We start from the raw sequence: 10,192 nt of genomic DNA, 5'->3' as shown, positions 1-10,192 counted from the left end.
GATGCCTGTCAACGGGCTGGCGGACAGGCTCAGTACACTGGATCAACACTGCTGTAGTACATAGTTTTGTCATGGTAAGACCAAGGAGGCATGTCCTTGTTGACCGTTCTCATGGCGACCTACAATGGCGCCGGCACCTTGCCCCAGGTATTGCGCGCCTACATGGGCTTGCGACCGCCCGTGGGCGGCTGGCGCCTCATCATCGCCGACAATGGCAGCACGGACGCCACGGCCAAGGTGATCGCCGCCTTCCGCGGCCGCTTGCCCCTGAGTTCCGTCCACGTGGCGCGGCGCGGCCGCAGTCCCGCCCTGAATGGCGCCGTCGAGTATGCCTTGCGCCTGGGCGGCGATGGCAGTGAGCTGTTCGTCTTTGGCGACGACGACGCCATGCCCGCGCCCGACTGGCTGTGCCGCTTGCAGGCCTGCGCGCGCGCCCACCCCGGCTATGCCCTGTTCGGCGGCGCCATCGTGCCCGCCTGGCGCGAGCAGCCGGCGGACTGGCTGCTGCGCCTGACCCCGGTCGGTTTGACGTGGGGCATCACCAGCCCCGATTTGCGCGATGCCCCCATCTATCCGGGCCTCGTCTGGGGCGCCAACATGGCGATCCGCCGCCGCATCTTCGAGGCGGGCGCCCGTTATGACGAAAGCATCGGCCCGCAGGGTGCCAATTACGCCATGGGCAGCGAAACCCGGCTCAACCTGGAGATGCATGCGGCCGGCAATCCGTCCTGGTTCTGTCCGCAAGCGCGGGTGGCGCACATCATCCGCGCCCCGCAAGTGCAGCGCGCCTGGATACTGCGCCGCGCCATGCTGTTCGGCCGGGGCCAGTGCCGGCTGGCGACCCTGGCGCCCAGCGTGGAATTGCTGGGTGTGCCGCGCTGGATGCTGGGCAGATACGTGCGCGATACGTTGGGCGCCGTGCGGGCCTGGCTGCGGCGCGACCACGCCGACCTGTTCCTGCGCCAGTGGGAACGGGCCTGGCTGCGGGGATTTTTCCATGAAGCGTGGCGCGGACGTAGAAAACGCTTGCCGCGCATCGTCATCAGCAGTTATTCGGGCGAGCTGGGCGGCATGGAGCTGCGCATGGCGCAAGAAGCGAAAGTGCTGGGCGCGAGCGGCTACGACAGCGTGCTGGCGCTGCGGCGCTTTCCCGGTTTTACTGCCTGGGTGCAAGGCTTGCGTGCGCAGCATCTGCAGGTGCGCGTGTATGAACCGCCGCTGTTTCTCGAACACTGGGCGTGGCGGCGCTGGAATTGGCTGCGCGCCAGGGTCACGGGCGCGTGGCGGCTGCGGCGGCTGCGGCCGGACCTGGTCCACGTGGCGTTCTGCTGGACCAGTTACGGCGCGTCCATCCTGTGGCTGGCCTGGCAATGCCGGCTGCCGGCCGTGATCAGCGTGCACAATGCGTTTCCTTTGGAAGCCTTCAGCGCCTGGCAGCGGCCCCGGCTGCAGGAAGCATTCCGCACCGTCAAAGGCGTATATGCCGTATCGCCGTCGGCCATGCGGCATTTCCTTGACCTCTACCGCGACATGCTGAGCCCGGAAACGCGGCTGGCCGTCATTCGCAACGGCGTCGATACGGACACGTTCATCGTCTCGCCCGAGCGGAAAATACTGGCGCGCAAGCAGCTGGGGCTGCCGCCAGACGCGCTCGTGCTCGGCTGCGTGGCGCGATTGTCTGCGCAAAAGCGTCCGCAAGCGCTGCTGGACCTGTTCGCCAGGCTGGCCGCGCAATTTCCCAACGTATATTTAGTGCTGGTCGGCACGGGGCCGCTGGAAGCGATGCTGCGGCTGCAGGCGCAGCAGACGGGCTTGCAGGACAGAGTCGTGTTTGCCGGTTTTCAGCAGCGCGTCGAGCTGCTGATGCCGGCCTTCGACCTGCATGTACTGCTGAGTAAGAACGAGGGCTTCGGCATCGCCACCATCGAGGCCATGGCCTGCGGCGTGCCGGCCGTGGGGACGGACGTGCCGGGTACGCACGATATCCTGCACGATAGCGCAGGCGGACTATTGCTGCCGCTTGAAGACGAGCACGCCGCCTGCGCGGCCGTGGCGCAGCTGCTGATGGACGCCCCCCGGCGCGCCCGCATGGGGCGGCTGGCGCGCGAGGAAACCGTGCAGCGCTATTCGATGCCGCGCCTGGAACGCCAGCTGCGCGCATTTTACGCCGGCCTGGTGTAGGCGCGGGCGGCCCGCATGAGCGCCACCCGCCATTCGTTTTTCTTTTCGTTTGCCGAAAAATACACGGTGCTGCTGCTGGGCATCATCGCCACCATGGTGCTGTCGCGTCTGCTGACGCCGGCCGAGGTCGGTGTGTATTCGCTGGGCGCCGTGCTGGTGGCCTTGGCGCAAGTGGTGCGCGACTTTGGCGTGGGGCAATACCTGATCCAGGAAAAACAGCTCGATGCCGTGAAACTGCGGGCCGCGCTGGCCACCAGCCTGCTCGTCGCCTGGCTGCTGGCGGCCTTGGTGCTGCTGGCCAGCGCGCCGCTCGCGCATTTCTATGGCGAACCACGGCTGCCCCTCGTGCTGCGGCTGCTGTCGGTCAATTTCCTGTTGATTCCGTTCAGCGCCTTGACCTTGCCCATGCTGCGCCGCCAGCTGCGCTTTCGCGCCATTTACGCCATCAATGCGGCCAACAGCGTCGTCAACCTGCTGGTGGCCGTGCTGCTGGCGCTGCAGGGCTACAGTTATATGAGCATGGTGTGGGCGGCGCTGGCCGGTTCCTGCGCTTCGCTGCTGGTGAGCCTGCTGGTACGGCCCCGCGAACTGCCGTGGCTGCCGGGACGGCGCGGCATGGGCGATATCGCCCGCTTTGGCGCGTATGCGACGGGGGGCGGCCTTGTCGACGAGGCGGGCGTGGCGGCGCCGGACCTCATCATCGGCAAGCTGATCGGCATTGAAAGCCTGGCCCTGTTCGGCAAGGCGCAAAGCGTGCTCAATATCTTTAACCAGGCCATCACCAGCGCGATTTCTCCCGTCGTGTTTCCCCTGTTCGCCGCCCGTGCGCGGGAAGGGGGCGGCCAAGGCGGGCAGGGCGGGGCGGAACGCGTGTATTTGCGTACGATCAGCTACATGACGGCGCTGGCGTGGCCGTTTTTTCTCTTTCTCGCCTGCATGGCTTTGCCCCTGGTCAAGGTGTTGTACGGCACGCAATGGATCGGATGTGTGCCCTTGATCCGCATCATGTGCCTGTCCTCGGCCGTGTATAGCATGTTCAGCATGGCCCGCTACCTGTTCGTGGCGACGGGCCAGCTGCATGCGCAGGTGCGGCTCGATGCCTGGGCTGGCGCCATCAAAGTGGCGCTGCTGCTGGCCGCGGCACCGTTCGGCCTGGTGGCGGTGGCCTGGGCCGTGGTGCTCAGCAACGTGCTGCGCAGCTGGCTCAATTACTGCTGCCTGCGGCGCTTGAGCGCACTCGACTGGCGCATCCTGGCGCGGGCCTTGCGCAAGAGCCTGCTGCTCTGCGGCTTTAGCGCCGTCGCGCCCGTCGCTTCGCTGCTGTGGCTGCCTGCCGATACGCCGGCGTTGCTGGCGCTGGCAGGCACGGCGCTGGTCACCTTGCTGTGCTGGCTGGCCGGTCTGTTCCTGTTGAAGCATGAGCTCGCTGGCGAATTTCTGTTATTGCAACGCAAGCTGGCCGGCCGTTGGCTGGCCGTCAAATGCACGAAAGGATGACCATGCGTGTCGGTATCTTGTCCTACCCGATGCTGTTCCAGCGCGACGGCGGCTTGCAGATTCAGGTACGCGAAACCATTGCCGCGCTGAACCGGTTGCCCAAGCAGCCGGCGCGGCCCCTGGAGGTGCAGCTGGTGGACGCCAACCATGAGCGGCTGGCCGATTTCGACGTGTTGCACGTGTTTTCGGCGAGCAATGGCACTTACCGCATCATGGAAATGGCCAGTGAGCAAGGCGTGCCCGTGGTGCTGTCGCCGCTGATGGCGCCCAGCTGGAACCGCGCCAGCGCCTGGCGCGCGCGGCTGGCCGACCGCCTGGCCGGGCGCCTGACGGAATGGATGGTGCAAACGAGCTATGCGCAAACGCGGCGCGCCTTGCAGCTGGCCGACGTGGTGATCGCCCTGGGCCAGGCCGAGCGCGACGCCATCGTGCAAGGCTTTGGCTTGGGGGGCGACGCCATCCACGTCTTGCCGAACGGGATCAACCCGCATTTCTTCACGGCCAATGGCGACCTGTTCCTGCGCGAGACGGGCATCGCCGGGCCGTTCGTGCTGATGGTGGGCAGCATTTCGCCGTATAAAAACCAGCTGGGCCTGGCCCAGGCGCTGGCCGGCGCCGGCTTGCCGCTGGTGCTGATCGGCGCCGCGCCGCGCGAACAGCAGGCGTATCTGCAGCAATTGCTGGACTTGCCGCACGTCAGCTGGCTCGGCGCGCTCGACCACGCCGACCCGCTGCTGGCCAGCGCCTACCATGCGGCGGCCGTGGCGGCCTTGCCCAGCCAGGGCGAAGTGTTTCCCTTGAGCGTGCTCGAAGCGCTGGCGGCAGGCACGCCCGTCGTCATGACGGCGCAAAGCGCGCTCGACTTGCCCGATTCCGCGTTTGCGCTGCGCAAGGTGCGCTGGGACGACGGCGCCGCGCAGCGCCAGGCCATCCTCGAACTGCTGGCGCAGCCGCCCGAGCGCGCGCGCGTGCAGGCGCTGGTGGAGCGTTTTACATGGGAGCGGGTGGCGGCGCAGATCGTCGATTGTTACTACCAGGCGCAGTCGCTGCCTGCCAGGAGGCAACATGCTGTTTAACTCCTTCGCCTTTCTGTTCGGCTATCTGCCCATCGTGCTGGCCGGCTATTTTCTGCTGGACCGCCTGGCACCTGCCGCCGGCACGTCCGCCAGCTGGCGCCGCCTGGCCCCCGCGACGTGGCTGGCGCTCGCGTCTTTGTTTTTCTATGCCTGGTGGGACGTGCGCTATCTGCCGCTGCTGCTGGCGTCGATCTGCGTCAATTACGGCGCGGGGCGGCTGATCGGCGCGCACGCGGGCGCGGCGCGCAAGCGCGTGCTGGTGGCGGCGCTGGCACTGAACCTGGGCCTGCTCGCGTACTATAAATATGCGAATTTCTTCATCGACAGCATCAATGCCGTCGCCGTGGCCACAGGCGCCGACGCCGCCAGGCTGCCGTGGCACGGTCTCGACATCATCCTGCCGATCGGCATCTCGTTCTTTACCTTCACGCAGATCGCCTTCCTCGTCGATTGCTACCGGGGCGAGGTGCGCGAATACCGCTTCATCCATTACGTGCTGTTCGTCAGCTATTTTCCCCACCTGATCGCCGGCCCCGTGCTGCACCACCGCGACATGATGCCGCAGTTCGCCGACCCGGCCAATGCCCATCCGCGCGCCGCCAATTTCGCCGTCGGCCTGTCGATCTTCACCATCGGCCTGGCAAAAAAGGTGCTGATCGCCGACAACCTGTCGCCGCTGGCCATCCCCGTCTTCGCGGCCGGCGCCCAGCCGACCCTGATCGAGGCGTGGATCGGCGTGCTGGCCTACACCTTCCAGCTGTATTTCGATTTTTCCGGCTATTCCGACATGGCCATTGGCCTGTCGCGCCTGTTCGGCGTGAAATTGCCGCTGAACTTCAACTCGCCGTACAAGGCGGCCAACATCGCCGACTTCTGGCGCCGCTGGCACATGACCTTGTCGCGTTTCCTGCGCGACTATTTATACATCCCGCTGGGCGGCAGCCGGCGCGGCGAAGTCATGCGCTACCGTAACCTGATGCTGACCATGCTGCTGGGCGGCCTGTGGCATGGCGCCGGCTGGACCTTCGTCATCTGGGGCGGCTTGCATGGGCTGTATCTGGTGCTGCAGCAGGCGTGGCAGCGGCTCTTCGGCGCGGCGCCGGAGTACTGCTGGCTGCGCTGGTGGCCCGGCGTCCTGACTTTTCTTGCCGTCATGCTGGCCTGGATCTTCTTCCGCGCGCCCGACGTGGCCACGGCCTGGGATATAGCCGGCGCGCTGGTGGGCGCGAATGGCGTGAGCCTGCCGCGCGGCCTGGCCAGCCACGCGTCCAGCCTGGCGCAATGGGGCTGGCAGCCCGCATTCGACGGCATCCGCTGGATCGAACTGGCCGGTCCCGGCTTGCCTGTGTTGCTGGCGGCGATGCTGCTGGCTTTCAAGGCGCCGAACACGCAAGAAATATTCTTTCTCTACGAGCCTGCCATTGAAAGAATCTTTCAGCCTGCGGGGCGCTGGGCGTTCAGCTGGCGGCCCACGTCCCGCTGGAGCGTGGGCCTGGCCGCGCTGTTCGTCGCCTGCATCTTCGGCATGAACCGCGTCACCGAATTTCTTTACTTCCAGTTCTGAGCATGGACACCGCCGCCCGCCGCTACGTCATCGGTTTCTTCGCCTGCGTCTTCCTGGTGCTCGGCGCCGTCTCGCTCCTGAACTACCAGGTCGACCCCTACCTGCTGCACCAGTGGGACAGTCCCTTGGTGCAGCGCCCGCGCCAGCTGAACGAAAAGCTCGGCGCCTGGGCCAAGACCTATGCCGTGGCGCGCTACCGGCCGGCCATCATCTACATCGGCAATTCGCGCACGGAACTGGGCTTGCCCACAGGCGTGCGCGCCCTGTTTGACGGCAAGAGCATCTTCAACAGCGCGGTGTCCGGCGCCTCGATCGGCGACGCCATCCGTCTGGCCGAGCATGCGGCCAGGGTCAGCCGCGTCGAGACCATGGTGTGGGGCATCGACGCGCCCACGTTTTCCCTGGATATGGGAGCGGCGCGCGTGGAGGACAGCCTGACGGGCGCCCGGCACGGCTTTTTCGCCCGGCGCGCCCTCGTCAACCTGAAGCGCGGCCTGACCCTGGACATGACGGAGGACAGCGTGCGCATCCTCACCGGCAATGCCGGCGATGTCTGCCGCTCGAACCTGGCCTTGTATGGGCAGCGCGACGAGACGTGCACCATCAAGGGGATAAGGCATTGGCTGGGAACGGCGGAAGCCATTCCCGTGCGGCTGCAGGAATTCAGCGATGGCCTGGGGCCGACGCCGCCCTCGACACCAGCGTTTGATGCCAGCGTCGGCAAGCTGTGCCGGGGCGGCCTGCGCCTGCGCATGTACATCAACCCCACGCACGCATTGACCTTGTACGCGCTGCACTGGCGCGGCAAGTGGGATGCCATGCAGGCCTGGCAGCGCGGCCTGGTGCGGATCGTCGAGCGCCACCGCCGGCAGGGCTGCGACGTGCGCCTGGTTGATTTTTCCGGCTTTAACAGCATTACGACGGAACCGACCCCGCTCGTCAGCGGCAAGCCCGACATGCATTATTACTGGGAAGTGTCGCATTACCGGGACAATGTGGGCCGCTTGATCCTGGCGCGCCTGTTCGGCGGCGGCACGCCGGCGCCCGCCGATTTCGGCGTGGAGCTGACGCCCGCCAACGTCGACGCCCACCAGGCGGCCATGCGCGCCGCGCGCGACCGCTATCGCGTGGAACACGCGCGCGAGGCGGCCTATACGCAGCGGGTGCTGGACGGACCGCTGATCCGGCGCTGATGCAAGACGCCACGTACGCCATTTCTCTACTTTCAAAGCTGACCATGGATACCACCGCCCGCCGCTACCTCGCCACCTTCTTTGCCTGTGCGCTGGCCGCGCTGGCCCTCGTTTCCGCCGTGAACTATCACGTCGATCCCTACTTGCTGCATCAATGGGACAGCCCGCTGCTGCAGCGATTGCGGCCGACGACGGAAAAACTCAGCGTGTGGGGCAAGACGTATGCCGTGGCGCGCTACCGGCCCGCCGTCGTCTACATCGGCAATTCGCGCACGGAAATGGGTTTGCCGGTGAACAGCATGCGTACTTTGTTCGATGGCAAGAGCGTTTTCAACAGCGCCGTCTCGGGCGCCTCGATCGGCGAGGCCATCCGCCTGGCCGAGCACGCGGCCAGGGTCAGCCAGGTCGACACCATGGTATGGGGCATTGACGCGCCCTCGTTTTCGCTGGAACTGGGCTCGGCCGGCGTGGAGCCGGGCTTGACGGATCCCGCTCCCGCGTTTTTCGCGCGCCGCGCCTTGCTCAACATCAAGCGTGGCCTGACCGTGGACATGACCCAGGATAGCTGGCGCATCCTCAGCGGTACCTATGATGGCGTCTGTCTGTCCAGCCTGGCCCTGTACGGCCAGCGCGACGAGTCCTGCCTCACCAGCCGCAACCGCGTCTGGGTCGGCACGGCGCGCGCCTTCAAGCCGCGCCTGCAGGAATTCGGCGACGGCCTGGGCCCGACCGCACCCGCGCTGCAAGCCTTCGATGCCAGCGTCGACAAGCTGTGCCGTGGCGGCACGCGCCTGCGCCTGTACATCAATCCCACGCACGCGCTCACGCTCGACGCCCTGTACTGGCGCGGCAAGTGGGACGCCATGGAAGCCTGGCAGCGCGACCTGGCGCAGATGGCCGGGCGCTACCGGCGCCTGGGCTGCGACGTGCGCCTGGTTGATTTTTCCGGTTTCAACAGCATCACCAGCGAACCGATCCCGCAGGTGACGGGCGCGCGCGAGATGCGCTATTACTGGGAAGCGTCGCACTACCGCGACAATGTGGGCCGTTTCATCCTCGCGCGCCTGTTTGGCGGCGAGGTGCCGCCGCCGGCGGACTTCGGCGTCGAACTGACGGAAAGCAGCATCGCGGCCCACCAGGCGGCCACGCGGGCCGCGCGCGAGCGCTATCACGCGCAGCACACGGAAGAAACGGCCTATCTGCGCCACGTGCTGACCTTGCCCCGCGAACCCAAATAGGACGTCGTTGGAACCAGACGTACGCCGCGGGGCAGGGGGCTTGCGCTATGATGATGTTTTGCCATCCAGCAAGTTCCAGGACACACCATGAAAATCGCCTTCTTTGCCAGCCAGCCCTACGACCGCCGTTTCTTTGATGAAGCCTTGCCGTCCCAGCCCGACGCGGCCGGCATCGAACTGGTCTACCACAGCGCCTTGCTGAGCCAGGAAACCGCGATCCTGGCGCAAGGCGCGCAGGCCGTCTGCGTCTTCGTCAACGACGTGCTCGACGCGCCAGTGCTGGAAGCGCTGCACGGCTACGGCGTGCGCGCCATCCTGCTGCGCTGCGCCGGCTACAACAACCTCGACCTGGAAGCGGCCCGGCGCCTGGGCCTGTTCGTTGCCCGCGTGCCCGCCTACTCGCCGGAAGCCGTGGCCGAATACACCTTGGCCCTGGTGCAGACGCTGAACCGCCACACGCACCGCGCGTATGCTCGCGTGCGGGAAGGCAATTTCTCGCTCGACGGCTTGCTGGGCGCCACCTTGCACGGCAAGACCGTGGGCATCGTCGGCACGGGCAAGATCGGCCTGGCCACGGCGCGCATTTTCAAGGGCTTCGGCTGCACGGTGCTGGGCCACGACCCGTATCCGGCGCCCGCGTTCGCGCAACTGGGCATGATGGTGGAATTGCCGCAGCTGCTGGCCGAGTCCGACATCGTCTCGCTGCATTGCCCGTTGATGGAGAGCACGCGCCACATGATCAGCGAAGCAACGTTGCCGCTGATGAAGAAGGGCGCCATGCTGGTGAACACCTCGCGCGGCGGCCTGATCGACACGGGCGCCGTCATCGAAGCGCTCAAATCGCGCCAGCTGGGCTCATTGGCCATCGACGTGTACGAGCAGGAAAGCAATCTGTTCTTCCAGGACCGCTCGTCCGACATCATCGACGACGACATTTTCCAGCGCCTGATGACCTTCCCGAATGTGCTGGTGACGGGCCACCAGGGCTTCTTCACCATCGAGGCGCTGCGCGAAATCGCCGCCATCACCTACCACAACCTGGCGTGCTTCCGCCAAGGCAATGCGTGCGAGAACAGCGTATTAACTGCTTGATGCCGGTTTCTTTGGCTTGGGCGGCGGCTTGGGTTTCGGCTGCGGCAAGGCGTCCGCCGTGCGCCGCGCCAGCTGGGACAACCAGTCGCGCTCGTCCCACAGCCCGCCATCGATGAGGAAATACGGCTTGGCTTGCGGGTAGGGCGGCGCTTCCTGCAGCGTGCCCATGGTGCTGATCCAGGCGCGGCCCGCGTCCGTCGGCTTGATGAAGAGCTGGTCGTCTGCGACGATGGCGAACATCTTGCCGTCGCAATACAGGCCGTACTCGCCAAACATTTTTTTTGCGCTGATACCGCCCGCGCCCGTCATCTGGTCGAGCAGGAAATCCACCGTGCCTTGCTGTGATGCCAT

Annotated in this window: 8 protein-coding genes; 7 read left to right on the top strand and 1 reads right to left on the bottom strand. The window is 66.2% G+C overall.

The window, feature by feature from the left end; genetic code table 11:
* Nucleotides 1-96 precede the first annotated feature (96 nt).
* The 7 genes from IGS60_RS07240 (at nt 97) to IGS60_RS07210 (ending at nt 9,841) form a co-directional block, all read left to right on the top strand.
* A complete protein-coding gene (locus IGS60_RS07240; protein WP_230503369.1) occupies nt 97-2,181 on the top strand; it encodes a glycosyltransferase in 2,085 nt (694 codons plus the stop codon).
* A gap of 15 nt (nt 2,182-2,196) precedes the next feature.
* Complete coding sequence (locus IGS60_RS07235) at nt 2,197-3,678, top strand: oligosaccharide flippase family protein (RefSeq protein WP_230503367.1); 1,482 nt, start codon at nt 2,197-2,199, stop codon at nt 3,676-3,678.
* A gap of 2 nt (nt 3,679-3,680) precedes the next feature.
* Nucleotides 3,681-4,754, top strand: coding sequence for a glycosyltransferase family 4 protein (locus IGS60_RS07230; protein WP_230503365.1), 1,074 nt, complete (start codon nt 3,681-3,683; stop codon nt 4,752-4,754).
* On the top strand, nt 4,744-6,318 hold the full coding sequence (locus IGS60_RS07225) for an MBOAT family protein (protein ID WP_230503363.1): 1,575 nt from the start codon (nt 4,744-4,746) through the stop codon (nt 6,316-6,318). The genes IGS60_RS07230 and IGS60_RS07225 overlap by 11 nt, the downstream gene beginning before the upstream one ends.
* Nucleotides 6,319-6,320: 2 nt before the next feature.
* Nucleotides 6,321-7,511 (top strand): hypothetical protein, encoded by a 1,191-nt coding sequence (locus IGS60_RS07220; RefSeq protein WP_230503361.1) that lies wholly within the window; start codon nt 6,321-6,323, stop codon nt 7,509-7,511.
* 44 nt (nt 7,512-7,555) lie between these two features.
* Complete coding sequence (locus IGS60_RS07215) at nt 7,556-8,749, top strand: hypothetical protein (RefSeq protein ID WP_230503359.1); 1,194 nt, start codon at nt 7,556-7,558, stop codon at nt 8,747-8,749.
* A gap of 87 nt (nt 8,750-8,836) precedes the next feature.
* Nucleotides 8,837-9,841, top strand: a complete 1,005-nt coding sequence (locus IGS60_RS07210; protein WP_230503358.1) for a 2-hydroxyacid dehydrogenase — start codon at nt 8,837-8,839, stop codon at nt 9,839-9,841.
* Here the strand turns inward: IGS60_RS07210 and IGS60_RS07205 are convergent.
* Nucleotides 9,830-10,192, bottom strand: coding sequence for a TfoX/Sxy family protein (locus IGS60_RS07205; RefSeq protein ID WP_230503356.1), 363 nt, complete (start codon nt 10,190-10,192; stop codon nt 9,830-9,832). The two genes, IGS60_RS07210 and IGS60_RS07205, sit on opposite strands and share 12 nt — an antisense overlap.

This window comes from Janthinobacterium sp. FW305-128 (assembly GCF_020858135.1).
In the GTDB taxonomy this organism is placed as follows: domain Bacteria; phylum Pseudomonadota; class Gammaproteobacteria; order Burkholderiales; family Burkholderiaceae_D; genus Janthinobacterium.
This window is presented reverse-complemented; position numbering and strand designations above follow the sequence as displayed.

Bases quoted from the DNA above. Each gene is read 5' to 3' on its own strand.
- IGS60_RS07235 (WP_230503367.1), top strand. From the start codon at position 2,197: ATGAGCGCCACCCGCCATTCGTTTTTCTTTTCGTTTGCCGAAAAATAC.
- IGS60_RS07230 (WP_230503365.1), top strand. From the start codon at position 3,681: ATGCGTGTCGGTATCTTGTCCTACCCGATGCTGTTCCAGCGCGACGGC.
- IGS60_RS07225 (WP_230503363.1), top strand. From the start codon at position 4,744: ATGCTGTTTAACTCCTTCGCCTTTCTGTTCGGCTATCTGCCCATCGTG.
- IGS60_RS07220 (WP_230503361.1), top strand. From the start codon at position 6,321: ATGGACACCGCCGCCCGCCGCTACGTCATCGGTTTCTTCGCCTGCGTC.
- IGS60_RS07215 (WP_230503359.1), top strand. From the start codon at position 7,556: ATGGATACCACCGCCCGCCGCTACCTCGCCACCTTCTTTGCCTGTGCG.
- IGS60_RS07210 (WP_230503358.1), top strand. From the start codon at position 8,837: ATGAAAATCGCCTTCTTTGCCAGCCAGCCCTACGACCGCCGTTTCTTT.
- IGS60_RS07205 (WP_230503356.1), bottom strand. From the start codon at position 10,192: ATGGCATCACAGCAAGGCACGGTGGATTTCCTGCTCGACCAGATGACG.